21 protein-coding genes and 1 tRNA gene are annotated in these 24,380 nt (G+C 66.2%); 10 read left to right on the forward strand and 12 right to left on the reverse strand.

The features are described 5' to 3' along the window. The first annotated feature begins 91 nt into the window (after positions 1-91). From KA712_25535 to KA712_25545, 3 genes are all read left to right on the forward strand, one after another. The gene (locus KA712_25535; GenBank protein ID MCG5056323.1) at positions 92-1,060 is read left to right on the forward strand and encodes an FHA domain-containing protein; all 969 of its coding nucleotides are present in this window, start codon (positions 92-94) and stop codon (positions 1,058-1,060) included. 85 nt (positions 1,061-1,145) lie between these two features. Continuing rightward, complete coding sequence (locus KA712_25540) at positions 1,146-2,345, forward strand: protein phosphatase 2C domain-containing protein (GenBank protein MCG5056324.1); 1,200 nt, start codon at positions 1,146-1,148, stop codon at positions 2,343-2,345. Beyond that, the gene (locus tag KA712_25545) at positions 2,342-3,550 is read left to right on the forward strand and encodes a protein kinase (protein MCG5056325.1); all 1,209 of its coding nucleotides are present in this window, start codon (positions 2,342-2,344) and stop codon (positions 3,548-3,550) included. The genes KA712_25540 and KA712_25545 overlap by 4 nt, the downstream gene beginning before the upstream one ends. 193 nt (positions 3,551-3,743) lie before the next feature. On the opposite strand, the gene lepB is transcribed toward KA712_25545, so the two are convergent. The 3 genes from lepB to KA712_25560 all read right to left on the reverse strand — a co-directional run bounded on the left by lepB (position 3,744) and on the right by KA712_25560 (position 6,597). Beyond that, on the reverse strand, positions 3,744-4,514 hold the full coding sequence (gene lepB, locus KA712_25550; GenBank protein MCG5056326.1) for a signal peptidase I: 771 nt from the start codon (positions 4,512-4,514) through the stop codon (positions 3,744-3,746). Positions 4,515-4,529: 15 nt separating this feature from the next. Beyond that, positions 4,530-6,335: a translation elongation factor 4 gene (lepA, locus tag KA712_25555; GenBank protein ID MCG5056327.1), complete on the reverse strand. Its 1,806-nt coding sequence runs from the start codon at positions 6,333-6,335 to the stop codon at positions 4,530-4,532. Positions 6,336-6,402: 67 nt separating this feature from the next. Beyond that, complete coding sequence (locus KA712_25560; protein MCG5056328.1) at positions 6,403-6,597, reverse strand: ribbon-helix-helix domain-containing protein; 195 nt, start codon at positions 6,595-6,597, stop codon at positions 6,403-6,405. A 165-nt stretch (positions 6,598-6,762) separates the two neighbouring features. Between KA712_25560 and KA712_25565 the strand changes: the two genes are divergently transcribed. Then, positions 6,763-7,500, forward strand: a complete 738-nt coding sequence (locus KA712_25565) for a hypothetical protein (protein ID MCG5056329.1) — start codon at positions 6,763-6,765, stop codon at positions 7,498-7,500. A gap of 87 nt (positions 7,501-7,587) precedes the next feature. Here KA712_25565 and KA712_25570 read toward each other — a convergent pair. Continuing rightward, positions 7,588-7,661, reverse strand: a tRNA-Met gene (locus KA712_25570). 197 nt (positions 7,662-7,858) lie between these two features. Between KA712_25570 and KA712_25575 the strand changes: the two genes are divergently transcribed. Continuing rightward, positions 7,859-8,371: a DUF507 family protein gene (locus tag KA712_25575; protein ID MCG5056330.1), complete on the forward strand. Its 513-nt coding sequence runs from the start codon at positions 7,859-7,861 to the stop codon at positions 8,369-8,371. A gap of 55 nt (positions 8,372-8,426) precedes the next feature. Here the strand turns inward: KA712_25575 and tgt are convergent, their stop codons facing one another. Both tgt and queA read right to left on the reverse strand, forming a co-directional pair. Then, positions 8,427-9,542 (reverse strand): tRNA guanosine(34) transglycosylase Tgt, encoded by a 1,116-nt coding sequence (tgt, locus tag KA712_25580; GenBank protein ID MCG5056331.1) that lies wholly within the window; start codon positions 9,540-9,542, stop codon positions 8,427-8,429. A gap of 76 nt (positions 9,543-9,618) precedes the next feature. Then, a complete protein-coding gene (queA, locus tag KA712_25585) occupies positions 9,619-10,773 on the reverse strand; it encodes a tRNA preQ1(34) S-adenosylmethionine ribosyltransferase-isomerase QueA (protein MCG5056332.1) in 1,155 nt (384 codons plus the stop codon). Between the two features lie 41 nt (positions 10,774-10,814). Between queA and KA712_25590 the strand changes: the two genes are divergently transcribed. Next, complete coding sequence (locus KA712_25590) at positions 10,815-11,525, forward strand: PilZ domain-containing protein (protein ID MCG5056333.1); 711 nt, start codon at positions 10,815-10,817, stop codon at positions 11,523-11,525. Between the two features lie 72 nt (positions 11,526-11,597). Here the strand turns inward: KA712_25590 and KA712_25595 are convergent, their stop codons facing one another. Together KA712_25595 and KA712_25600 are read right to left on the reverse strand one after the other, a co-directional pair. Next, a complete protein-coding gene (locus KA712_25595) occupies positions 11,598-12,806 on the reverse strand; it encodes a PQQ-binding-like beta-propeller repeat protein (GenBank protein ID MCG5056334.1) in 1,209 nt (402 codons plus the stop codon). Continuing rightward, positions 12,803-13,591, reverse strand: coding sequence for a hypothetical protein (locus tag KA712_25600; GenBank protein MCG5056335.1), 789 nt, complete (start codon positions 13,589-13,591; stop codon positions 12,803-12,805). Before KA712_25600 ends, KA712_25595 begins: the two co-directional genes overlap by 4 nt. A 148-nt stretch (positions 13,592-13,739) precedes the next feature. On the opposite strand from KA712_25600, the gene KA712_25605 reads away from it, so the two are divergent. Beyond that, positions 13,740-14,318: a hypothetical protein gene (locus KA712_25605; protein MCG5056336.1), complete on the forward strand. Its 579-nt coding sequence runs from the start codon at positions 13,740-13,742 to the stop codon at positions 14,316-14,318. A gap of 2 nt (positions 14,319-14,320) precedes the next feature. On the opposite strand, the gene der is transcribed toward KA712_25605, so the two are convergent. Together der and era are read right to left on the reverse strand one after the other, a co-directional pair. Beyond that, a complete protein-coding gene (gene der / locus KA712_25610; protein MCG5056337.1) occupies positions 14,321-16,027 on the reverse strand; it encodes a ribosome biogenesis GTPase Der in 1,707 nt (568 codons plus the stop codon). Next, positions 16,024-17,061, reverse strand: coding sequence for a GTPase Era (era, locus tag KA712_25615; protein MCG5056338.1), 1,038 nt, complete (start codon positions 17,059-17,061; stop codon positions 16,024-16,026). The genes der and era overlap by 4 nt, the downstream gene beginning before the upstream one ends. Before the next feature lie 109 nt (positions 17,062-17,170). On the opposite strand from era, the gene KA712_25620 reads away from it, so the two are divergent. The 3 genes from KA712_25620 (at position 17,171) to KA712_25630 (ending at position 21,847) form a co-directional block, all read left to right on the forward strand. Beyond that, positions 17,171-19,681, forward strand: a complete 2,511-nt coding sequence (locus tag KA712_25620; GenBank protein MCG5056339.1) for a HEAT repeat domain-containing protein — start codon at positions 17,171-17,173, stop codon at positions 19,679-19,681. Positions 19,682-19,895: 214 nt separating this feature from the next. Then, on the forward strand, positions 19,896-20,813 hold the full coding sequence (locus KA712_25625) for an Hsp33 family molecular chaperone HslO (GenBank protein ID MCG5056340.1): 918 nt from the start codon (positions 19,896-19,898) through the stop codon (positions 20,811-20,813). Between the two features lie 74 nt (positions 20,814-20,887). After that, the gene (locus KA712_25630) at positions 20,888-21,847 is read left to right on the forward strand and encodes a matrixin family metalloprotease (GenBank protein ID MCG5056341.1); all 960 of its coding nucleotides are present in this window, start codon (positions 20,888-20,890) and stop codon (positions 21,845-21,847) included. Here KA712_25630 and KA712_25635 read toward each other — a convergent pair. Both KA712_25635 and KA712_25640 read right to left on the reverse strand, forming a co-directional pair. Continuing rightward, positions 21,838-22,914 (reverse strand): hypothetical protein, encoded by a 1,077-nt coding sequence (locus KA712_25635; GenBank protein ID MCG5056342.1) that lies wholly within the window; start codon positions 22,912-22,914, stop codon positions 21,838-21,840. The two genes, KA712_25630 and KA712_25635, sit on opposite strands and share 10 nt — an antisense overlap. A gap of 116 nt (positions 22,915-23,030) precedes the next feature. Continuing rightward, complete coding sequence (locus KA712_25640) at positions 23,031-24,362, reverse strand: DNA polymerase IV (protein ID MCG5056343.1); 1,332 nt, start codon at positions 24,360-24,362, stop codon at positions 23,031-23,033. Between the last annotated feature and the right edge of the window lie 18 nt (positions 24,363-24,380).

Consider the following 24,380-nt stretch of genomic DNA (forward strand, 5'->3'; position numbering starts at 1 on the left):
TGGAAAAGCGTCGTTTCGCGGCGACGATGAGCGCCCGAAGGGCTTTCGATGAAGAACTCTCCGCTCGCCTGTTACCAGAGGATTGCGCCCGTTGCAAACCTCAGCACGAGGCTCGCTGATCCAAACCAGCCGAAGTCCAAGCGCCGTGCTGCGCGTGCGCACGGGCGCGGCGGATTCCGAGGGACGCCGCTTGTTGGCCCCTGACGCCCCCAGGGCCTCGCCCTGCCCTGCTTGTGGGCGTACGAATGCGTCGACGGCGTCCTTTTGCCAGTTCTGCGGAAAGGGCCTGGGCGTCCCGACGCCGGCCGTTCCTTGCTTGGCCTGCGGAAACGAAAATCCGTCGGACACGAACTTTTGCTTCGAGTGTGGCGCGCGCTTGCGGACCCCGGTCTCGGCGGTGCCGCCCCCGCATGCGCCTCGTCGAGCGCGCCTCGTGGCCGTACGCCGGGACGGTTCCGACGGCGCTGTATACACGATCGACCGCGAGCAGCTCGACATCGGCCGAAGCGAGGGAGAGCTGCTTTTCGAGGACCCCCACCTGGCTGCGCGCCACGCGCGCATCGTGCGCGGCCCGCACGGATTCACCCTGATTCCCCTCGAGCTCCGCAACGGCGTCTACATTCGCATCTCGCAACCCAAGACGGTGCGACATGGGGACCACATGCTCGTCGGCAAGCAGGTCTTGATGTTCGAGGAGGTCCCTGCCGTGGAGCGCACCCTCCCCCCGGGCATCGAACAAGGCGTCGTGCTCTTCGGTACGCCCACCCACTCCCCCTGGGGGCGTCTTCGCCAAATGACGGCGGCCGGCACGGCGCGGGACATCTACCATCTGACCCGCGCGGAGGTGATATTGGGTCGAGAGCAAGGGGACATCGTGTTTTCGAGTGACGAGTTCATGTCGCGACGCCACGCGGCGATCCGGAACCGGGGTGGCGGGTACGAGCTCGAGGACCTTGGCAGCTCGAACGGTAGTTTCGTGCGACTGCGCGAGGCCCACCCCCTCCAAAACGGAGAGATGATCCGCTTAGGAGACGAACTCCTACGCTTCGAGTTATCATGAGGATGCTCCGTGAAAAACGCCCTGCCCATATCCTCGAATTCTCCTCCCTGGCGTGCGAGGGCCTTCGCCCGAGGGGCTTCGCCGCATGAGTGACGCGGAAGGCGACGACACGCGTACGGGCGCCGATGTCGCCGCTCCGAACGGGCGCGACCTGCGGATTTCCGTGTTCGGCCGCACCGACGTGGGCTTGATCCGCGAGCACAACGAGGACAATTTCCTTGTTGCCAATCTCGACGATGGGTTTCGTACCCACGAGATGGACGCTCCGTTGGTGTTCGGCCTCGGCGACAAGGGGGCAGTCTTTCTGGTGTGCGATGGCATGGGGGGCGCGGCCGCCGGCGAGGTGGCCTCCCTCATGGCGGTCGATTCCATCTCGTCGTCGATGGCGAGCTATTCACCCTCCTCGCGCGACGATTTTGCCCGGGGCCTTCGCAGGGCCGTCGAGGACGCCAACGATCGCATTTACGCCCAGTCGCGCGACAACCAGAGTGAGCGCGGCATGGGTACCACGTGCACGGTTGCAGCGCTCCGCGACGCGAGCCTGGTGATTGGCCAGATCGGAGACTCTCGCTGTTATGTCCTCCGGCAGGGGCGTCTTGCCCAAGTCACGAAAGATCAGTCTCTGGCCTGGCAGCTCATCGAAGCCGGCGCCATGACGCCCGAAGAGGCCAAGCAGTTCGAACACGCCAACATCATTTTGCAGGCGCTGGGCGTACAAGAGCGCGTCGATGTGGTGCTCTCTCAGGTGTCCTTGCGCCAAGGGGACGTGGTACTGCTGTCGTCGGACGGCTTGCACGGACCCGTTGGCGACGACGAGATCCTCGAAATCTTGAGGAACGAGCCCGAGATCAAAAAAGCCGCGGACGCGCTCATTGCGCGGGCCCTGGAACACGAGGGGCCCGACAACGTCACGGTGGTGCTCTTCAAGGCTGAGGGGGGCGCTCTCGCCGAGGCAACAGCATCGGATCTCGTGGAATTCGTGCCCTGTGACCCGGGACGGAGCCCGGGGGACCGCGCCGAGTTGCCCGAGAAGGCAACCCAGGAGGTCACGGTTCCGCGAGAGTTCATCTCGATGACCAGCGACGCCGGACTCAAGACCCTCCAGGACATTCCGGTTCCCCGGGAAGGCAACGCCGCAGACGAAAGCAGCCGGTCCGTGGTCACCTTCGTCGTGCTCGTGTTGTTGGCGGCCGTGGGCGCGGGGCTTTTCCTGCACTTCGATCGAGCCCGAACGCTCGAACAAGAACAGCTTGGGGCGCACCCCTCAACGTCGAACGTGCCGTGACCAACGTCGAACCCTCCCGTGAGCCTCCGTGTCCCCGCTGCGGTGCCCCCATCGAAGCCGGTGCGAGGTTTTGCGGGGAATGCGGCGAAAAGCTCACGACCTCAGGAAACGCGGCCGCAACCCTCGGCATGTCTCCTGTAGCCTCACCGGTGCCCGAGCCCGTCTCTGCCGCCGCCGATCGTTCGAGTCCGGCCACCGACCCCAAAGCGCTCGCTAGCAAGGCCTATGCGAAGGCCAGGTCCGTGGACCGCCTGGTGGGGCGCAAGCTCAACGGCCGCTACCTGGTCGAACACAAGATCGGCGAAGGGGGGTTCGGAGCTGTCTTCAAGGGTAAGCAGCTCGCGACAGGGCGAGACGTGGCGCTCAAGATCCTTCATCCCCACAACGTGGCGGACGCTACCGTCGTGGCTCGATTCAAGCGCGAGGCCGAGGCGTGCTCGAAGCTGAGGGATCCGCACACGGTCATCACGTACGACTTCGACGAAACCGAAGATGGTGTGCTCTACCTGGCCATGGAGCTCCTTTCGGGAAAGAGTCTTCAGCAAGTGCAGAAGGCAGCCGGCACGCTCGAACCCGACCGGGTGCTCGGCATTCTCGACCAGGTGGCTCAGGCCCTGGGCGAGGCTCACCGCCAGGGTATCGTTCACCGGGACATGAAGCCGGAGAACGTCATGATCGAGGTCACGCAGGACGGGGATCTGGTGAAGGTGCTCGATTTCGGCATCGCCAAGATTGTCTCGGGAGACGGTGCCCGCGGCCCCGCGCTGACCGCCATCGGTCAGACGGTCGGCACCCTCGAGTTCATGTCTCCGGAGCAGCTGCGCGGAAAGGCCCTGGACGGTCGTTCCGACATCTATGCCCTGGGCATGATGAGCTACGAAATGCTCACCGGGCAGCTGCCCTTCAAGAACGCCAAGAGCTCTACGGAGGTGATCGAGTTTCATCTGCACAAGGCCCCTCCCGCGCCTTCGGAGCTGCGCCCCGACCTGAATTTACCCGCCTACGTGGACGAGGTCGTCCTGAAGATGGTCACGAAGAATCCAGAAGACCGTCACGCGGACGTCAACGACCTGCGAAGGCACATCGAGCGTGCCCGGGCGGCTGCCAGTGGAGCGCCCCGACGCCAACAGCTCATGCGCCTCGGCGTGGTCGCGGGCGCTCTGCTCATCGTGCTGGCGCTCGTGCTGGCGGTCGTGCGCCGCTGACCACGGCCCTCATCTGCCTAACGGATGAGGGAAAAAAAGCGTTGCCAGCGAATCGCGTTGAACCACGCCCCGAGCCCTTCGGCGCGCGTGGGACCGCGTGACCACCATACGACGAGGGCGCGGCCCTTGACGTACTCGAGGGGGACTTTGCCCCAAACCCGGGAGTCGTTCGAGTTGTCTCGGTTGTCGCCCATCACGAAAACCGAGCCTTCGGGAACCTTGATGGAATCGAACGAGTCGCCCCCGCCGTAAAAGATGGTGTCGTGCGTCCGTTCGCCCAGGTGCTCAACCCAGAGCTCACACTCTCTCGTGAAGATGGATCGCTCTTGTTCGGGCTTGCAGCTGTCGGGTTGGTGCTCACGAGCGACAGGCTTGCCGTTGATGAAGATCTGGTCGTCCCGGATTTCCACCTCGTCTCCAGGGAGACCCACGACACCGCTTGATGTAGTCGATGGACGGGTCCCCCGGGTACTTTGAACACGATCACGTCGCCCCGCTTTGGAGGCCCGAAGTCGACGAGCTTGCGGTCCGTGAACGGAATGGTGATTCCGTAGGAAAACTTCGAGACGAAAATGTGGTCCCCCACTTGCAGCGTGGGGATCATCGACCCGGAGGGGATCTGAAACGCCTCGACGACGAACGCGCGCAAGAAGATGGCGATGCCTACGGCCACCCCAATCGACTCAGCGTATTCTCGGATGGCCGACTTGCGGGCGAAGGAAAGGTGTTTCGTCATGCGGTCATCCAGACTTACCACGGCTTCCCGAAGCCGTTCCACGTCGGGAGTGCCAAGGGCGGCCTCCACCGCATCGGCATGGATCTTCAGTTCTTGTGTCGCCGCCTCGGGCACCAAATAGCCACGCTTTTTGAGGATGCGTCGGCACTCGGCAAGCGCATGCCTGGCCTCTCCACGTGTGCGCTTGAGCTCGCGGCGCGCTTTCCAGGTATCGAAGAATCCAGTCATCCCATTTCTCTTTGCTCAGTCGACCTTCAGAATGGCCAGGAAGGCCTCTTGGGGAATCTCAACGCTACCCACCTGCTTCATCCGCTTTTTGCCCTCTTTTTGGCGCTCGAGCAGCTTGCGCTTTCTGGAGATGTCGCCGCCGTAGCACTTCGCAGTGACGTTCTTTCGAAGAGCCTTCACCGTCGTGCGGGCGATCACTTTCGAGCCTATCGCAGCCTGTATGGCTACCTCGAACTGCTGTCGAGGGATGAGCTCTTTCATCTTTTCGCAAAGGTCCCTACCCTTGTCATAAGAGCTCACGCGGTGGACGATGGCGGACAGTGAATCTACCTTCTCCCCGTTGACGAGGAGGTCCAGCCGCACCAGCTGGGCGGGACGATAGCCATTGGGCTCGTAGTCCATGCTCGCGTAGCCGCGAGAGATCGACTTGAGTTTGTCGAAGAATCCGTAGACGACCTCCGTGAGGGGCAAATCGTAACGAATGATCACGCGAGACTCGCTGATGTACTGCAAGCCCGTCTGGGTGCCCCGCCGGTCCTCGCACAGCTTCAAGATGGCGCCGATGTATTCGGGAGGCGTGTGGATCGTACAGGCGATGATGGGCTCGTCGATGTGGTCGATGTCGCCCTCGGGAGGCAGCTTGGCAGGGTTATCGAGCTCGGTCACCTCTCCCGAACCGCGGCGGGTGACCCGAAAGCGCACGGTGGGCGCGGTGGTGATGAGATCCAAGTTGAACTCGCGTTCGAGCCGCTCTTGCACGATCTCCATGTGGAGCAGCCCCAAAAAGCCGCAGCGAAAACCGAAGCCGAGGGCCTCCGAGGTCTCGGGTTCCCACGAGATGGAAGCGTCGTTCAATCGTAGCTTCTCGAGTGCGTCCCTCAAATCGCCGTACTTCGCCGAGTCTGTGGGGAAAATGCCGGCAAAAACCATGGGCTTTGCAGGCTGAAAGCCCGGTAGCGGTTCGAGACAGCGGCGCCCCGTTTCCGTGATCGTGTCCCCCACCCGCGCAAGGGCGACGTCTTTGATGGCGGCCGTGAGGAAACCCACCTCACCGGGGCCGAGCTCGTCGATCTCGCGAGCGAACGGAGCAAAGGCACCGATCGTTTGCAGCTCGAAATCCCGGCCCGCCGCCATGAGCAGAATCTTTTGACCTCGCCGCAAGACCCCATCGAAGACACGAACCAGCAGCACGACCCCCCGATAGGTGTCGTACCAGCTGTCCAGCAAGAGAACCCGCAAGGGGGCTGCAGGGTCGCCCTTGGGAGGGGGAACCTTCTTCACGATGGCTTCGAGGATCTCCGAGATGCCGCGGCCGTCCTTGGCGGACGCCTCGATCGCCTCGCTGGCGTCGATGCCGATGACCTCTTCGATCTGCCTCCGAACGCCTTCGGGGTCAGCCGCAGGCAGGTCGATCTTGTTCAAGACGGGCACGACCGTGAGGTTGAGCTCGGAGGCCATGTAGACGTTGGCCATCGTTTGGGCCTCCACGCCTTGGGAAGCGTCCACCACCAAGAGAGCGCCCTCGCAGGCGTTGAGCGAGCGCGAGACCTCGTAGTGAAAGTCGACGTGCCCCGGGGTGTCGATGAGATTCAGCTCGTAGGTCTCCCCGTCGTTGGCTTTGTACTCGAGCCTCACCGTGGCAGCCTTGATCGTAATGCCCCGCTCGCGCTCGAGGTCCATGCTGTCCATGAACTGCGCCCGCTGCTCCCGCTGGGTGAGCGCACCCGTCTCGTCCAGGAGGCGATCGGCCAACGTCGACTTTCCGTGGTCGATGTGGGCGATGATGGAGAAGTTACGAATCAGCCGGGTCGGGGTGGTCACGGAGGTGGTTTCTGGCGAACGGTGTGGGAAAAGGTCCAACGACAGGCGCGTGAACGGACTCTATTCACTACTGGGGTCGGGGCATGTTGAGCAAGAGTTGTTGCTGTCCCGGGAGGTTGTGCTTTTCCCGCTCCAGCATCAAATCGATGCCCTGGCGAATGTATTCCGCAATGGGCACCTTGGTACGCTCATGTAGGGCCTTGAGCAACTCGCTCTGCTCAGGGGTGATGTAGACGGTCGTGGAGATTTTCTTCCGCGCCATGGGCGAGACCATGCATGACCATACATGAATAGTCAAAGAGAAGCGGCCTCGGCCCCCTGCGGGAGAAGCTTCACGACTCGTCGCGCCATCGCATGCTGCGAGTTCGAGAGGGCTCGAACATTGCAATCTCTTGATGCCGCTCGGGTTTCGCCTTAGCGTAGCTGCATGATTCAAACGGAGTCCGGGCGTTCGACGGGACCTCGTCGCAAGCCCATCGCATGGTTGGCCTCGGCTCTCACGGCCACGCTCTTCGCGTCCAGCCTGGGCCTCGTGGCTTGTGGTGGTTCGCAGAAGAAAAATACGGCCAACGCCGCAGGGGGCAGTGAAGTCAACTGGGGTATGGGCAACATCGACCGCTCCCGCTGCCGAGAAAGCGGCAAGCAGGTCGTGACGGCCGATACCAACCAGGACAACGAGCCCGACGTCTGGAAATTCTATGCCGAAGGGGGGGAGACCCAGCGCTTGTCGTGCAAGCAGGTGGATCTCAATCTCGACAGCAAGGTGGATCTCATCGACCACTACGGAGACGACGGAAAGGTGGAGATGTCGGAGTTCGACCTCGACTTCGACGGCCGCTTCGACCAAACCGTGTTCTATAGCGCCGGCAAGCGTGTGCGCCTCGAACGGGACATGGACTTCAACGCGCGCCCGGACTACGTCGAGTTCTACGAAAACGGCAAGGTGGCGCGCGTCGAGCGCGACGCCAACGGCGACGGCCGTGTCGACGAGTGGCAGTACTACGAGAACGGAAAACTCGACCGCATCGGCTACGATACCAAGGGCGACGGCAAAGCGGACAAGTGGGACCGCGCCGCCGAAGAGCCCCAGGCTCAGGCCGAAGCCGAACCGGCTGCCGCAGCCACGGAGCCTGGCGCCGCCGGCACTGAACCCCCTGCCCCTTGACGCACCCTGTGTCACCGACTCCGGGCCTGTAGGCTCGTGAGTAAAAAAAGCGCCGAAGGAATCATCATTCCTCCGGCGCTTTTTTTGTGGCGGATCAGGGACTCGAACCCCGGACCCGGCGCGTATGAAACGCCTGCTCTAACCAGCTGAGCTAATCCGCCAGGGGAGACGCGATTTTGCTCAAGGCGAGCCGCCTGTCAAGAGTCGGCGTGCGAGAACCGAACCGTTCTTGTCGAAACGCCCGTTGAACTTGCGTGACTGTTTTCGGGCAAGCCGGTTTCGAATGAGCCGAATGGGCGATTGCAGGGCGGCCTTGCCTTGACGCTCGCCGGCCGCCCCCCGTATAAACCGCGCTGGCATGCGTCTTTACTCCACGAAAATCCCGCTGATTGGCTCCGAGGTCGTGAAAGCCTTGGTCGACGAAGGCGCCATCGCGGTGTCGGACCGGGGCGAAGCCGAACTCGACGTGCAGGCCGTTCTGAAGGAATACACACGGCTCGACCGGGAGATTACGGACCGGGCAAAAGACATCCTTCAGCAGAAGAACCTCCCCTACGAGCAGTTCGGGCGTGTCAAGCGCTCCGTGGCCGAAGAGAAGCGCTTCGGCCTTGGCGAAGAAGGCCTGGCCTGGATCACGACCCAGCTCATCGAAGCGTTCCTGAACTCGCCTCACGTCGATGAGGTGTTTGCGGAGGACAACCAGCTGCGCCGGTCGATGACGAACGTGCTCAAGCGTCACATGACCGCCGACCAAGAGCTCGATGCGGAGGTTCGCCGCCGCATCAAGAACCTGGAAGAAGGCACCTCCACCTGGGAGGTGGAGTACGGCAAGGTCATGGAGCAAATCAAGCGCAACCGCGGCATGGAGTGACGCCGCTTACGCCGACGACTTGGCTCTGCGGCGGGGCGCAGACCCTCGAAGCCGCTCAGCCGCCGCGCAGTCTACGAAGAGCCGTGTCGACGTAGGCATCGATACGGCCGTCGAAGATGGCCTGGCGGGCGCCTCGCACGAGGTCCAGATAGACCTGCAGGTTGTGGAGGGTGGCCAGCCTGTGGAAGAGCAGCTCCTTGGCTCGGAAGAGGTGCGATAGATACGCTCGGCTATAGCGCCGGCATGCTTCGCAAGGACACCCCTCCACCAGAGGGCGCTGGTCCGTCTTGTGAACCGCGTTGGCGATGTTGAGGTGACCATCAGGCGTGAAGAGATGGCCGTTGCGAGCGTTTCTCGTGGGCATGACACAATCGAACATGTCGATTCCGGCCCTGATGCAGGTCAGGAGGTCTGCCGGCGTTCCCACCCCCATCAAGTAGCGCGCCCGATCGCTTGGCATTCGTGGCGCCACAGCCGAGACCACCTCGTACATGACAGGGGGAGGTTCTCCCACCGACAAGCCCCCCAGCGCCAAGCCATCGAAGCCCAGCGGGGCCATCTGTTCGAGATGGCGGAGGCGCAGATCCACGTGCACGCCCCCTTGAATGATGCCGAAGCGGAGCTGACCCGGAGCAGGCGCCTCCGTCAGGCAACGGTGCGCCCAGCGGGTGGTGCGATCCATGGCAGCGATCACTGCCGCCTGCGGGGCGTCGGCTGGAGGGCATTCGTCGAAGGCCATGGCGATGTCGCTCCCCAGCGCGGCCTGGATTTGCATCGCCCGTTCTGGGGTGAACCGCTCGAGGCTGCCGTCGATGTGAGACTGAAACGTGACCCCGTCCTCGTCGATTTTGCGACGCTCGGCCAAGCTGAAGATCTGGAACCCGCCAGAGTCCGTCAAGATTGCCTTGTTCCACGACATGAAGCCGTGTAGGCCTCCGAGATCGCGGATGAGGTCGGCGCCGGGGCGCAACGCCAGATGATACGTGTTGCCCAGGATGATGGGCGCCTGCAGGGTCTCGAGATCCCCGGACGACAGCGCCTTGACGGTGGCTTGGGTGCCCACCGGCATGAAGATCGGCGTGGGAACCTCTCCGTGAGCGGTTCGGAGGCGACCGGCGCGTGCTTGGCCGTCACGGGCTTCCTCGGTGAACACGGGCGTGACATCGGGCATGTACGTTTCCTTGGGGGCGGCGTCAGAGCGGAACCCGCAAGTCTTAACGCGAACTTTGCCACCTGTCCCGTGCGCGTTAGACCTGCCCCGGCGAGATGAACATGGCGTCGCCGTAGCTGTAAAAGCGTAGCTTCGCCTCCACGGCCGCCTTGTAGGCGGCTAGAACGTGGTCCCGTCCCGCGAAGGCCGACACCAGCATGAGCAAGGTGGACTTGGGCAGGTGAAAGTTGGTGATCAGGTCCGTCACCACGTTGAAGGAGTCCCCCGGCTTGATGAAAACGTCGGTGCGCCCCGGGCCTGGCTGAAAGCCTTGGCGGAAAGCCCCTTCGAGCGTGCGCACGACGGTCGTTCCCACGGCCACGACGGGCCGCCCTTCGGCGCGGGCGCGGCTCACCGCATCCGCCGTGGCCGCGGGCAGTACGTAATGCTCCTCCTCCATGCGGTGCCGGGACGGATCGTCTTCCTTGACCGGACGAAACGTCCCCGGTCCGACGTGAAGCGTGAGAAAGACGATTTCGTGGCCGCGCGCCCTCACCTCGGCGAGCACCTCCGGCGTGAAGTGCAGGCCGGCGGTCGGTGCAGCCACCGCACCGGGCACTCTGGCGTAGACGGTCTGATAGCGCTGCTCGTCGTTGGGTACCGTGGTGTCGCGTGACGACAGACCTCCGCTGGCCTCCGTGGCTCGACGCCGCTGCGCTTCGATGTACGGGGGCAGAGGAATGCGCCCCAGGGTCTCGGCGGCGTGAAGCAGACTTTCGTGTCCGTGACCCTCGATGGCCAACTTGTAGCTTCCCTGGGTCCCTGCTAGAAGGACGCGCGCACGCACCTCAGGCGATATGCTCAGCTCCATCCCCTCCGCTCGCGGACCCAGGCCCTTGCCCATGACCTCCCAGACTTCGCGGAAGGTGGCAGGTGTCGCAGCCGCCTTCTCAAGCGCTGCGTCGGAGCCCTCGGCGGTGATCTCGGCATCCACCAGCCGACGCACCAGGAGCAGTTCCACGGCACCGCCCGTTGGCTTGCGGGCTGCGAGACGCGCAGGTATGACCTGGGTGTCATTGAGTACGAGGACCGAGCCCGGGCGGAGCAGCCCGGGTAACTGGCTGAAAACGCTAAATTTGAATCCCGTTCCGTTTCGATCCAGGATCAACAGGCGCGATGCGTCGCGTTCCGGGAGCGGATGGGATGCGATTTGCTCAGGTGGTAAATCGTAGTCAAAGTCATCGAGTCGCAGGTAGTATTCCTCCGTTTCAGACGCCAAGCAGGATGCCTTCCGTGGGTTCAAAAGCAACCGATTTTGTCCACGTCCCAGGGGACCCCCGAGGATGGGCGCCGTTTGAGTATTTGTTCCGCAGCCGCCAGGAGTTCTTCGAGGCCTTCGAGGCGACGTCGCCCAGCGACGCGGCCATGGAAGACGGAGCTGACGCAGGCATCGTGTTTTGCCCCACCCGGCGCAAGCTGCCGCCGGGATTTCCGGTCCGGATCATGGTGCGCCTGGGTCGCCGTCGCCCGCCTCTCCTCCTCGAAGGCCAGGTGAGCTGGCGTCGACCGGGGCGGCATGCCGACAAAGTGCGCGCTGGTGTTGGGGTGCAGTTCGCCCTGACCGAGCGACCCAAGCTCGACTTCGTTCTCGAGGTAGCCCCAGCGGGAGATCCTGTGAAGAGCCGGCGTCGACATGAGCGCGTGCGGTTGGCAATGCCGGTTTCCTGGTGGCTCGAGGGCGAGCAGGAGCCCCGCACGGGGACCCTGAGGGACATTGGTCATGGAGGGGCGTTCGTGGAGACGCAACCGCCGTCGGATCGTGACCGCGAGGTGGTGCTCGAGCTGGCTCCGCCAGGCGCAGCCCGTGCGATGTCGTTTTCGGGGCGCGTGGCTTGGACCAACAGCGGGGGCAACGAGACGGGCTTCGGCCTCGAGTGGCGCGCCCGGGACGCCGGGGGTGGTCGCCGGATCAAAGAGCTGGTTCGCCGACTGACCTCGACCTGACCGATCGTACCTGGTCTGTCGCACCCGATTGTGGTCAGGTGATGGCGGGCTTTCTGTCCGCCGGCCGGGCCGCTACCAGCTGACGTTCATCGCGTAGACAGAGCCGCCGTTCGAAAGTACGTAGAGTCGCTCCGCCATCGGGTCCACTGCAGGGGCGGCGCACATGCCGCGTCCCGGGAAGAACGTCTGGGCGAGAGTGCCGGAATCGCGGTTCACCACGTAAAGCCCGGTCCGCGCCCCGCTGAACACGAGATAGGGACCCACCACCCGCGGCCGCGTGAGGTTGCTCGCCCCCGGCACGGCGCGGCGCCACAGAACGTGCCCGTCGCGGGGGTCGATGGCGTACAGCCCTTCACGCGGTGTGGAGAAGAACAGCTTGCCATCGACCAAGGTGCCCGTACCCGCTCCTTCGACGGGCAGACGCCACTTCACAGTGGAGCCGTCCGGGGACAGGCCGTAAAGGCCTCCGGAGTGCGAACCCGCGATCAGGGTATCCTCGAATATCAGGGGCGTCGTATCCACGTCGACGTACTGTTCGGAGGCCGACGCCAAGGAGCGGGCCCACTTGACCTCGCCTGATTCCGGCTCGAGGGCCACGAGAAAACCGTCCGAAAACCCTGCGTAGAGGGTATCGCCGTGCACCCGCGGCGAGGCTTGCCCCGCGATGGTGAACTCTTCGGGACGCTCCCGCTCGTAGTCCCAAAGCCAAAGGCCATTGTCGGCGTTGAGTGCGTAAAGGCGCCCGCGGTTCGTCGTGAAGAAAAGACGTCCGTTTGCCAAGGAGGGCGCCTCGACCAAGCCGCCCTCGGCCTGGAAGGACCAAACGATGTCGCCGTTCGTAGGTCGAAGTGCCAACACCCGGCCGTCGTTGGCGCCCACGTACACCAGGTTTCTCTCCGCGTCGTGGAGCGCCTCGCTTTCGATCTGGGCACCCACGGAGCGCCGCCACAGCACCGTCCCGTCAACCGTACTCAGGGCGACGACGTCCCGGGCACGACTGCCAAGCACCAACCGGTTCTTCACCACGACGCCCGTCGAGCACTCCTCGGGCGACGGCTCGAAGAGCTCATGGGCGTGAACCTCACGCTGCCACGCCAGCGACAGCGCCCCCTGGGGGGCTTGCCGGGCCAGCGTAGGCTCGGACGGTCGCCGCACGGTCATCGCCGCACAGCCCCCGAGCAGGACCGTGACGAGGCCAAGCGCCGTTGCCGAGATGCGGGCCTCGACGCGGGGACCGCGACGCCGCAAACGGCTAAGTTGGCTCAGGTCAAACGCCTTCACGGTGTCGCCGTGCCACCGGCCTTTGCCGTGTCCTCTTCCTCGAGAAGGGCAAGGCGGCGGGTAACCTCTTCGCGCAAGGTCGTGTCGGGATATTCGGCGCTGATGGCCTTGTAGAGTCGCAAGGCTTCTGCTGCCTTGCCCTGCGATTCGAGAAGCCGGGCCTTGTGGTACGTGGCCCTGTCCCCCATGAAGCCCCCTCGTTCCTTTGAGGCGGCTACCAGTCTGTCCAGGCTGGCCATCGCCGCGTCGAGCCTACCGAGTGACTCCTGCGTCAGCGCGAGCCCGTCGAGCGCGATGAGCCGAAGGTCGGGCGTGAGGTCTTCGTTCTGGCTGAGCGTTTCGTAAAGACCCAGGGCCTCTTCGTGCCTTTGAAGGTCGCGCAAATAGTCGGCCTTCATGAGGCCCGCCATGGCCGCTAGCTTCCCTTTGCGATGGGTGGCCAAAAACGATTCGGCCTCCTTCAGCGCGGCTTGTTTCCGCTCCGCGTCCGTCTTGAAGTGGGGCAAGCCGTCCTCGAATTTCGGAGGCTCGCCCTCTTTGGGAAGCAGGGGCGCCCGCGCCACCCGTTCGATGCGCGCGAACGCGAGCGAAGTGTCCGCATCGCGCTTGCCGAAGACGTGGCGGCTGGCCTGTAGGGCCGCGGTCCCGGCGAGCACGGTGACGACGACCGTGACCAGCGCACGGCGGTGGCGAGCAGCGCGCTCCCCCATCCGGCTCCAGAACGAAACGAACTGGTCCGGCTGCTTTAGCTCTGCGAGCTCTTCCTTGTGCTTTTTCTTGGCCACGGCCCCTCCGGATTAACAGACGCCCCGACCGCGGTCAACATGACGAACCGGGGCCGCGTCGAAGGCCTGCGAGCGCCCGATGGGGTTCAACGGCCCGGAAAGGGGGGCAGTGCTGCCGTTCGACCCTCGACCGCTATAGTACGACCCCATGTCGACGCGACGCCGGAACCGAGCTTCGGCTGCGAGGTGGGCCCTTGGGGCCCTCGCCGGGGTGGCGCTGTGCCTGCCGGCCCCCCTTCACGCAGCCGCCGAGGAAGAGTGGCAGCTGGGGCTGATGCTCTCGGGAGGCGGCGCGGTCGTCTCGGACGACACGGGTTGGGGCGGAGGGGTCGCGGCCGACGTCCAGTACGGGCTTTCGGATGCGGTGGCTCTGCACGGTGCCTTGGGGACGTCTTGGTTCCAGGCCCCCTCGCGGGAGGCCGGAGCACTGGGGACGCGCTCAGGGGTCGCAGGTGTGGTGTACACGCTCGATGTCCTCCGGGTCCTGCCCTTCGCGGAAGCGGGAGTGGCCGTGGTGAGCGCCTCCGGGCCGTATCCGCAGGCCCGGCTGGACCTGGGACTGCAGCTCGGCCTCGGGGGCGACTATCTGCTCGACCGACGCTGGTCCCTCGGCCTCGTGGCGCAGTACACGTATTTGCCCGTCGAACTGAACGGTGCCAGCCGGGGCGCCGCCGGGGCGCCTGCCCTCGTCGCGCTGGCTGTGCGTCTGTCGTACCGCCTGTTTTGAGGTCAGCGTTTGCGGCGGGGTCCTGGGGGCCCGGGCTCGTCTTCAGGGGTCCGGCGGCCTCGCACCACGACCTTGAGCGGGCTGCCCTCGAAGCCGTAGATCTTGCGGAACTGGTTTGCCAAGTAGCGGCGGTAAGGCTGACCCACCGCTTCGGCCAAGTTGGCGCTGACGAAAAATACGGGAGGTGCCACGCGGGCCTGCGTGCAGTAGTAAAGGCGAATGTGGCGCCCCGACGGGCCCGAAGGCGGCGGCCGTCGTGCGATCATCTCCTCGAAGTTGCGGTTGAGCTCGGAGGTGGGAACCCTGCGGCTCCAGGCCCCAAAGGCTGACTGGGAGGCCCGCATGATTTCGGTGACCGCCCGTCCCGTCATGGCCGAGGTCACGACGAAACTGGCCCACGAGACGAACGACAGCCGTTCCTTGCACTGCTTGATCTTGGCGTCGGTTTGAGCCCGCGGGACGGCGTCGCTCTTGTTCAGCACCACCACAAGGGCCCTGCCGGCCTCTTCGACGAAGTTGGCCAACTTGGCGTCCTCGTCGCTGGCACCCGCGGCCAGGTCCACCACCAGGGCGACGACATCGGCGCGTTCGATCTGGTCGCGCGACATCTTGGCCGAGACCGCCTCCGTCAGCGTCTTGACCACCTTGCGGCGGCGCAGGCCCGCGGTGTCCACGAGGACGAAGTCTTGCCCGCCGTAGGTGAACGGCGAGTCGATGGGGTCACGCGTGGTGCCGGGCTGGTCATGGACGAGCACCCGCTCTTCGCCGAGCAAACGGTTGACCAGCGAGGACTTGCCGACGTTCGGCTTTCCCACGAGCGCGAGCCGAATGGGCCTGCGAGGATCTGGATCGGCCGACGCCTGGACCTCATGCAAAGCTTCCAGATCGATGCTTAAATCTTCGGAATCGCTGCCCAAGTCGGCGATCGCGTCGACAGCCTTCGGGGCCTCGTCGGGTGGGTCGTGCCGGGCGGCCTTGCGGCGTCGTTTTGGCTTCGGTTCGGGTAAAGCGGGGGCGATCCGGTCCGACAGGTGGCCGAGGACCGCTTCCATCAGGTCACTCACCCCCCGGCCGTGGGCGGCCGAGATCGGGAACATTTGTGGGAATCCCAGCGCGTGAGCCTCGCTGGCCATCGCGTCCCGCCTATCGGTGTCCACCTTGTTGGCGCCCACGAGCACGGGCTTCCCTGTCCGGCGAAGGGTACGCCCCACCTCTTGGTCGAGCCCTGTGACGCCCGCAACGGCGTCGATCACCAGCAACAGCACGTCAGCTTCGTCTACGGCACGCAAGGTCTGTGAGCGCATGGCGCCCAGGATGCCTTCAGCCGACGGATCCAAGCCGCCCGTGTCCACCACGCGAAGCCGCGCGCCGTTCCAGTTGATGGTGCCGTAACGCCGATCTCGCGTGACCCCGGGTTCGTCCTCCACGAGGGCGGGTCGTCCCCCCACCAGTCTGTTGAAGAGGGAGGACTTGCCCACATTCGGGCGGCCCACCAGCGCCACGAGCGGCAGAGCTTGTTCCTCTGCCGAGAGCGGCTGGCCCATGGAGCCCTGAACCGCCAGGGTCTCATCGGCACGGATGCCCCCAATGCGCCGTTTGGGGGGCGACGTTTTCGCGAGGGGCTTCGTTTCCCGCGCGGGGGCCGCTTCGCGCTTGGGCGCTTTGGTCGTGCGCTTCGAGGCTTTGCCTGGAGCCTTTCGGGCCTTCATCTGTCGCTTTCCGGTGCGTAGCCAAGCTGACCGAGGCCCTCGCGGCTTTCCGTCCAATCGCGCGAGACCTTCACGAACAACTTCAGGTGTGCGGGGCGCCCAAGCAGCTGGGTGGCCTCCTGTCGGGCCGCCTTGCCGATGTCTCGGATCACGGCGCCGGCGCGCCCGACCACGATGGCTTTTTGGCTCTCTCGCTCCACGACGATGGTCGCAGAGATGACCACGTCGCCTTTGTCAGGCCGTTCCTGCCACGAATCTATCTCGACCCCCGTCGAGAAGGGCAGCTCTTGATAGAGCTGCAAGAACACCTGCTCGCGCACGAGCTCTCCGACGAGGAACCGCTCCGTACGATCCGTCAGGGTGTCGGGATCGTAGAGGGGGGGGCCTTCCGGGAGCAGCTTCAGGAGCTCGCTCACGAGCCCATCGAGGTGCTTGTCCTTCGTGGCCGATATGGGCACGAGGGCCGAGAAGGCGCCTGTCTCGTTCCAGCCCTCGAGCACGGGAAACAGCTTGGACTTGTCCTTGAACTGGTCCACCTTGTTGAGGGCGAGCACGGCGGGTTTGCCCGCCTGCTTGACCCGCTCGAGAAGAGCCGCTTCCACGGGTGACCCCTTCCGGGCGCCCCGGGGCAGATGCCGTGAACCTCCCGCTCCCGACTTGGACAGATCCACGACCATCAGGACCGCGTCGACCTGCTCGAGGGCGCGATACGCCTCGTCCACCATGTACTTGCCGAGTGCCGAGCGCGCGGCATGGACGCCGGGCGTATCGACGAACACGATCTGGCCCTGCGGACCGTTCCACACGCCCAGGATGCGGTTCCGTGTGGTCTGTGGTTTCGGTGTGACGATGGCCAGTTTTTCGCCCACCACGCGATTGAGCAAGGTGGACTTGCCCACGTTCGGCTCGCCCACGATGGCTACGACGCCAGCGACGCCGCCCGGGGCTCCCTGTTGCGGCGTGCCATGGGCGCGTGCCTCGGCGGCTTCGCTATCTGGGGGGCCCTGCACGGGGCGGGACGGTTGCTCGGTCATGGGGCGAAAGATCTTTCGGTTCGGTCAGGGGGCGCTTCTATACCACCAGCACTCGGGTGTGTCTTCATTCCATGGCAGCGCTTGGCCCGGCCTGTGGTAGGGCAAGCGGGTGCGTCTCGCTGGACTGCTTTCCGTTTGCGTGTCGTTCTGCGTGGCTCTGGGGGCCGCCCTTCCCTCCGGCGTTGCGGCCGAGGGCTCGAGCGTGGCCCCGCACGTCCGCACTCTGACGGGGGGCAGGCTGGAGCTGGTGTGGGGGAACTCTCGCACCGTGCTGCCCGTGCGGGGTGTGCGTCCCGAAGACGTTCGGACCGAGAGCATGGCCTTCGACGGCGAGCGCTTTGTTTTGGCGCAGTGGCCGCTCGCGGGGCAGGCCCGCCGCGGCGTGCTGCTCCGGGCCGTTCCGGATGCGCGGCGCCTCACGTCTGTCTGGGAGGGCGACCTGGGCGCGCTCGACCCCGACGGCGAAGTGCGGGTGGAGGTCAGGGTGACGCCCGAGGGACTCGAGCGTACGCATCACGTGGCGGCGCTGCGACGGTGTGACGGACGGCCTGCCGAGCTCTTCCCTGCCCGCTTCGACCCGAAGCGAAGGGTGTTCGTGCCTGCCCCTCGGGCTTCTGAGCGAGGCACTCTTCTCGCGGCGCGCTCCGTGCCGCTTGCCGATGCCCCGTCGTCTCGCTTTCGGGTGACCGGGGCGTCGGGGCCCGCCACCCGCTGGGGCGAGCCGGGCACGTTGCTGGCGCCCCGGGGCCTCACGGAAGGACGGGGTGCTGGGGTCTGGACCCCCGGTGCGGACGGAGGGTTCGTTTCGGTGGGCGCTGCCGCCCGGGTCCCCATCACAGGCATGCGGTTCATCGCCCCCCGTGAGGGCGGAGGTGGCTGGCCGGCCCGGATCACGTTCTCCCTGTCACCGAGGCATCGCTACACGGTGGAGGTCTTGGACCCCTTGGCGGAGGCCCTCGAGGTCGCGTTGCCCGCGCCCGTCGAGAGCGGTTGCGTCACTGTGGACATCGAGGGAACGGCCACGCCGGCGCCCCCTCCTCCCGTAGGGCTCGGCGGAGTGCAGGTGCAGACCCTGCTGGACGACGAGGCTGCCTTGGGTTATCTCGTCGGCCGAATCGCTGCCGGGACCCACTGCGCGGCCGCGCTGCGCCTGCTCGACGGGGTTCGCCAACCGGACGCCTGTGCGGCGGCGCTCATTGCGGCGCTGCCAAGCCAGGGCGCCACGGGTCAGCTCTGTACTTTGCGAGCGTTGGCGAGCCTCCCCGAGGGCTCTGTTCCCCATCCGGCGGGCTGGCTGCCCGATGCCCTGCCGGTGGCCGTGGCGTCGCTGGGCCGACAGGAGGCGCCGCCGGAGGCAGCCGAGGTGCTGCGCGCCTGGATGAGACGCGCGGGTGCGACGGTGGACCCTGCCCTCGTCGGCGTGGTGCGAGATCCGTCTGCTTCCCTTCCGGGCCGCGCGTTCGCCGCCGCAGAGCTGGCCACCCGCGCCGACGGCGAGACCCGCCAGCGGCTGCTTGTGCTCCTGGGGGCCGAAGAGACCGATACGAACAAGGTGGTGCGTGAGGCCGTTGCGCGCGCGAAAGGACCGTCCTGGCTCGCCCTCCTCGCCGGCATGCTGGGCGATGCCCCTGCTGCCGGCGGCTCCCCTGAAGGCCGACGACAGGCCGAGCTGCTGCGGGTCACGCGTGCGCGGATCGCAAGCGGCGATCGGCCCCTGGCAGAGTCCCGTGCTGCGCTCGTGGCCCGGGCTCGCGCCCTTTCGGAGCCCTCCGGGGATTTCCTCATCCGCGCCCGAGCGCTCGAACTGTTGGGGGAGCTGAGCGCCGTCGAGGCGCTCGGGCCTCTCACCCGCGATGCCGATCCCGTGATTCGCCACCTCGCGGTGGCCGCCACGGGCGCCAGCGACACCGACCGCGCCAAGGCGCTCTTGCGAGAGGCCCTGCGCGACCGGGACCCCCGGGTGCGCCAAACGGCCGCCCGCGGCCTCAGCACGCGCGCCGACGTTGCCGACGCGGGACCTGCGTTGCTCACCGCGCTCCTCGCCGAACGTTGGGAGTTCGTGAAGGCGGCGTACCTCGAGGGCCTTTCTGCCGCCTGCACGCCCGGGGTGCCCTGGGCGGAATCGCTGCGGCTCGACGACCTCCCGCTCGACGCGCGCCTCGTGTCGTTTCAGGGACTGGCCCGATGCGTGCCTCCTGCGGGGCATGAGGAAGCCCGGCGTCTTTTGGCCCGGCAGCAGGCGCCTGTCAGCCTCCGCACGGCAGCGGCGGACCTGCTCCGAGAGCGGGGGGCTCACGAAGACGCGGCTCTCGTGGCCCGAACGCTCGCGCACCTCGTAAACCAAAGCGCCTCCGACCCGGGACTCGAAGACCTCGCCCGCAGCACCCTCGAGGCGTTGCTGGCGTTGGACGCGGCCCTCGGTGTGGACTTCGCGGAAAAGCTGGTGGCGCAGGAGCGCCCTCGCCTGCGGCGCCTGGCCGTCGAGGCGCTCGGCGGCGTTTGCGCTCGAGGCGCGGTGCCTCTGCTCCGGCGCCTTGCCCGGAGCCAGGAGCCAGGCTTGTCGGTCCGTGCACGCGCCTCGTTAAGTAGTTGCGGCTCGCAAGCGGACCAACGACCGTAAACCGGCCTGCGCGGGCGGGCTGGCCCTCCTGTCAGGTGGAAGGCATGCTCTACCGATGTGGGTTCAAAGCGGCGAAGGCGGTGGGGTCGTGAAGGGTGACCTCGTAACGAACTCTCGAAACCTGGAAAATTCGTTGACGGACGCGTCCACCGAGAGGCAAGTTCGCGCAATCCTCCGGAGGCGAGGCTCGGGAGGCGACGGCTTGAGAGATGTGATGTCCAGCGAAGACCTGATTGCCCGCTGCCTGCTCGCGGGCGGCTCGATGCGCCTCGTGGCGGTCACCTCGACCGAGCTGTGCGGGGAGATCTGCCGCCGCCACGAAACCTCGGGGGCTCTCGCCGTAGCGCTCGCACGCGCAGCCACCTCCGGGCTCTTGCTGGCGACTCTGACCAAGGGCGACGAGAAGGTGTCCATGCATCTTCTGGGCGAAGGCGCACTGGGAACCCTCACAGTTGACGCGAGTTCGTCAGGAGACGTAAGGGCCTATCCAAAAAACGGCGGGCAAGACCTCCCTGTACCTCCCCGTACCCGCGTCAAGTTGGCGCCGCTCACGGGCGCCGAAGGCCTCGTGACGGTCGCGCGTGATCTCGGTCTCAAGGAGCACTTCACCGGGCAAACGGCGTTTCTTTCCGGCGAAGTCGACGAGGACGTCGAGCGGTATCTGGTGACCAGCGAGCAAATCGACAGCGTCCTCGTGGCCGATGCGGCTCTCGATGAGGAGGGGCGCGTGTTGTGGGCCGGCGGTTTGTTGCTTCAAGCGATGCCAGGCGGCGAGCACGAGGCCACGCTCGAAGAGCAGCGCAAACACTTGCATCAGGGCGCCTTCTTCGACGCCCTCATGCAGGTCGCCGGCGACGGCCCAGAGGGCCTGGCCCGGGCGGCCTTGGGTGAAGTGGCGGCGGACCTGAGGGTCCTCGACACCCGCCCTGTCCAGTTCAGCTGCCAGTGCAGCCGAGAACGGGCCGAAGCCACGTTGGCGCTGCTCGGCGAGCGGGACCTTGCATCGATTCTGGTCGATCCCGGCGTAGCCGAGGTGGTCTGCGAGTTCTGCAGGACCACCTATCACTTCTCCGCGGAGAACCTCGAGGTTCTGCGCGCTTCGCTGGGCGCGCCTGCGGGCCGCCCCTCCTGATCCCCTCGTCGACGCGCGACGCCACGGGCGAAACTCAGCTCGGCCACGAGACCCGCCGATGTCTCGGGCGAGCCATGCGTAAGGCCCTGGTTTTCGGAATGGCCCTGCTCTCTTCCGAGGGATGGGCCGCCAATCTCATGAAGACGGATACGGGCCACTTCGTGCACTGGGCCCCGGGTACGGTCACCGTGGGCGTCGACCCGGCCTTCGTGAGCCGGCGCGTGTCTGCGGAGGAAATCGCACAGGCCATCGACGAGGCGGCGGCGGCTTGGAATGCGCTGACGGAGATGCGCGTGACGTTCGTCCGCGCGCCCGTCCCCGAGGCAGCCGTGAAGGTTCGTTTTTGTCAGGGACGCTGGGAGCGGCCGGCCGGTCTTCTTGGCCACACCCTCTTTCAGGCCGAGACGGGCAGCGGCCTCGTTGCGGAGGCTGTGGTCGAGGTCAACGAGTGCGACTACCGCTTCGTGGGCCCGGATCGCGTGGCTCCGGACCACCTCGATCTTCAAGCCGTCTTGACCCACGAGCTGGGGCACGTGCTGGGACTTGGGCACAGCGTGGACCCTGATGCTGTCATGTTCAGCAGCACGGGCACGGTACGGCAGCGGCGCCCTGGCTTGGACGACCGCCTGGGTGTGGCCACGATTTACACGACCTCCCCGCCAGCCAACCAAACGCACGACAGCAGCAAGCACCCTCTGGAGTTGCCGACGCCCCACTTGACCTCGCGGCCTACGGACGCGAAGCCTGAACACCCTCCCCCGCGCCTTTACACTGGTGGGAAAGAGCGGCCGGTCGCGTTCGAGTTGCCCTGGCCGGAGAGTCCCGGAGAGCAAGGGGCGAGGTTCGTGCCCACAGTGCTCCCTGTGGCGCCTCGCCCTGATCCGGCGTTTCCCCCCCCTTCGCAGGCCGTGAGGCCGAACGTCGTGAGGAAAAAAACAGCCTCGCCGCCGGCTGTGCCGGGAACTCGCCCCTCCGGAACTCCAGGCCAGCCGGTGGGTACCGAACTGGCCTGGCCGGCGCCAGCTCAGCCCTGATCGGCGGGCTTGACCGCTTCGGCGGGTGCCGCTTCGGCCGGTGCGGGCGCAGGCTGGTGCTCCGCTGCGGGCTTTTCTGCGGGGGGCGCCACCGGGGGTTCATCCCAGCCGCCCCGTCGCGGGGCAGCGTAGACCGGAGGCGTGGCACTGGCAGGACGGGGTCCCCGCGGTCGGCGATCGCCGCCGAATGAGCGGCCGCGCTCGCCTCCAGGTCCCGGAGGGCCTCCCGGCCCCGCAGGGCCCCGGCCCTCTCCCCGTCCGCCGCCTGGACGGCCAGGTCCCCGGCCTCCCGGGGCTCCACCGGGTCCGCCCGGCCCACCGGGTCCGCCCGGTGGTCGGCTCCGACGGAAGTCGCCCTCGCGACGCTCGCCCGCTGGCCCGGGAGGACCACCGGGAGGGCCACCGGGACCCGAACGACCCTGAGGTCGGTCCCCGCCTCGACCGGGGCCGGAGGGCCCGCGACCGCCTTCGCGTCCGCCTCGGCGGCCGTCGCGATCACGCCCTCCTCGTCCGTGGGGCTCGGGCCGGGCCTGGGACATGGACCGCGGCATCATGTCGATGAGGAAGAAAAAGTCTCCTTTTTGCTCCGAGCCTGCAGGAGCCTTGTCCCCTTGCAGCACGCGGATCAGGCGAACGTTACGAACGCGGCTTCCCGCGACCTGCAACGCCTCCATCAGACGGGTCAGGCGATCGCCTGTGATGCCCACGGCCGCGCTGACGGCCTCGGCCTCGGGCCCTTCGCCCAGGGCTACGGGGGCCGCGGGGGCTTCGGGATCCGCCTCGGCGGCAGGGGCTGCTTCGACGGAGTCTCCCGCCTCTGCGGGAGCTGCGTCCGTGGTGTCTCCGGCCTCGGCAGAGGCTGCTTCCGCAGAGTCTCCGCCCTCGCTCGGAACCTCCCCGGCCCCCGGTGCACTATCGCTGGCAGCGATCGGCTCTGCGGCTTCGGTCTTGGCCTCGACCTCGGCGTTCTTGGCCGGGGCTTCTGCCTGCTGCTGGCGGCGATAGGCCTGCTGAGCGTCGGCCGCAAGGCGCAAAATGATGCCGGGAAACTCGGTGATGGTCTTCATTGGACAACCTTCTCGGGGACGAACGGAGTCCGCCTTTCGTAGATGACGTTGTCGCCGGCGTCAATGATCTTCGCGGCAGGGAGGTGTCTTTCCCTGTCTCGGCCGTTTCGTCGTCCTTACTCGGGGCTTTCGTCTGGCTCGCCGTCGTTCAAGCACACCGCCCGCGCGATCGCCCCGGGACCGAAGCGCCCCCGGATGTCGTCGAGCGCTCGGCCGAGTCGTTCGCCTCGGGCCCTTGTGCGGCGGGCTTCTCCCCCCTCCGGGAGCTGGGGAGCTCGAGGAGACAGCAGGCCCGTGAAGGCCAGCTGCGTCCGCGTGCGGGTCGCGGTGCCTGTCGACGGGTCATCGCGCTCGGAGTCGTCCCCCCGCTTTACGCCGTTGGCCTCCAGGGGCTCCAGGCCTGCAACCCCGATCCCCGTCAGCCGTACGCCAAGTTGGGCGATGCCCGGCACCTCCGCGAGCAGCGTCCTTGCGGTTTGGCCCAGAGTCTGGCCGTCAGCCGTGGCCAGGCTCAACGTGCGGCGCCGGGTCACGAGCTTGTGGTTGGCGTACTTGATCTTCAAAGTCACCACCCTCCCCCGGAGTCCCTGACGCCTTAGCCGTTCTGCGACCTGGTCGGCCTGAAGCAAGATCGACGGCACCAAACGCTGCGGATCCTTTTCATCCTGCTCGAAGGTGTGTTCGTGGCTCATGGACACCGCTTCGCGGTCGGGTTTCACGGGCCGTTCGTCGACACCGTTGGCGAGTGCGTGAAGGTGGACCGCGAGGTTGCGCCCGATGCGGGCGGTAAGAAAGTCGAGGGGCGTCGAGGCCACGTCCCCAATCGTGCGCACACCGAAGGCTCCCAACGCTTGCTCCGTGACCCGCCCCACCCCCCAAAGACGTCCGACCGGCAGCGGGTGAAGAAAGGCCAACAAGCCGTCGGGCTCGACCACGACGAGACCGTCGGGCTTGTGAAGATCACTGCCAATCTTCGCCGCAAACTTGTTCGGCGCCACCCCGACCGAGGCCACGAGTCCGAGGTCCTTCCGCACACGGGACTTGATGAGGGCGGCCACCTGAGGGCCCTCGCCCAGGAGCTTTTTGACGGCCGTGACATCCACGAACGCTTCGTCGAGCGACAACCCCTCGACCAGGGGTGAATGCGCACACAGGATTGCAAAGAAGCGGGCCGAGACGTCGGCGTAGTGAGCCATGCGGGGCTGTCGTACGATGCCGTGCGGGCACAGCGCCATCGCTTGGGCCATGGGCATGGCACTCCTTACGCCGTAGCGCCGCGCTTCGTAAGAGGCCGCGCACACCACCCCACGCCTCGAGCCCCCACCCACGATGACGGGCTGACCCCGGAGCGCAGGCTCGTCTCTCTGCTCGACCGAGGCGTAGAACGCGTCCAGGTCCACATGCAGAATCGTACGGTTTTGCGCCGAGGCCACGGTGGCCGGAATCATACCCGACGAGGTGGACGC

The organism is Myxococcales bacterium, assembly GCA_022184915.1.
Taxonomy (GTDB): Bacteria; Myxococcota_A; Polyangia; order Fen-1088; family Fen-1088; genus JAGTJU01.

Excerpts from the sequence above, each read along its gene's own strand:
- KA712_25575 (MCG5056330.1), top strand. The coding sequence starts at position 7,859 with ATGCGTCTTTACTCCACGAAAATCCCGCTGATTGGCTCCGAGGTCGTG.
- KA712_25565 (MCG5056329.1), top strand. The coding sequence starts at position 6,763 with ATGATTCAAACGGAGTCCGGGCGTTCGACGGGACCTCGTCGCAAGCCC.
- tgt (MCG5056331.1), bottom strand. The coding sequence starts at position 9,542 with ATGCCCGATGTCACGCCCGTGTTCACCGAGGAAGCCCGTGACGGCCAA.
- KA712_25560 (MCG5056328.1), bottom strand. The coding sequence starts at position 6,597 with ATGGCGCGGAAGAAAATCTCCACGACCGTCTACATCACCCCTGAGCAG.
- lepB (MCG5056326.1), bottom strand. The coding sequence starts at position 4,514 with ATGACTGGATTCTTCGATACCTGGAAAGCGCGCCGCGAGCTCAAGCGC.
- KA712_25635 (MCG5056342.1), bottom strand. The coding sequence starts at position 22,914 with ATGAAGACCATCACCGAGTTTCCCGGCATCATTTTGCGCCTTGCGGCC.
- KA712_25630 (MCG5056341.1), top strand. The coding sequence starts at position 20,888 with ATGCGTAAGGCCCTGGTTTTCGGAATGGCCCTGCTCTCTTCCGAGGGA.
- era (MCG5056338.1), bottom strand. The coding sequence starts at position 17,061 with ATGACCGAGCAACCGTCCCGCCCCGTGCAGGGCCCCCCAGATAGCGAA.
- KA712_25640 (MCG5056343.1), bottom strand. The coding sequence starts at position 24,362 with ATGATTCCGGCCACCGTGGCCTCGGCGCAAAACCGTACGATTCTGCAT.
- KA712_25540 (MCG5056324.1), top strand. The coding sequence starts at position 1,146 with ATGAGTGACGCGGAAGGCGACGACACGCGTACGGGCGCCGATGTCGCC.
- der (MCG5056337.1), bottom strand. The coding sequence starts at position 16,027 with ATGAAGGCCCGAAAGGCTCCAGGCAAAGCCTCGAAGCGCACGACCAAA.
- KA712_25625 (MCG5056340.1), top strand. The coding sequence starts at position 19,896 with ATGTCCAGCGAAGACCTGATTGCCCGCTGCCTGCTCGCGGGCGGCTCG.
- KA712_25605 (MCG5056336.1), top strand. The coding sequence starts at position 13,740 with ATGTCGACGCGACGCCGGAACCGAGCTTCGGCTGCGAGGTGGGCCCTT.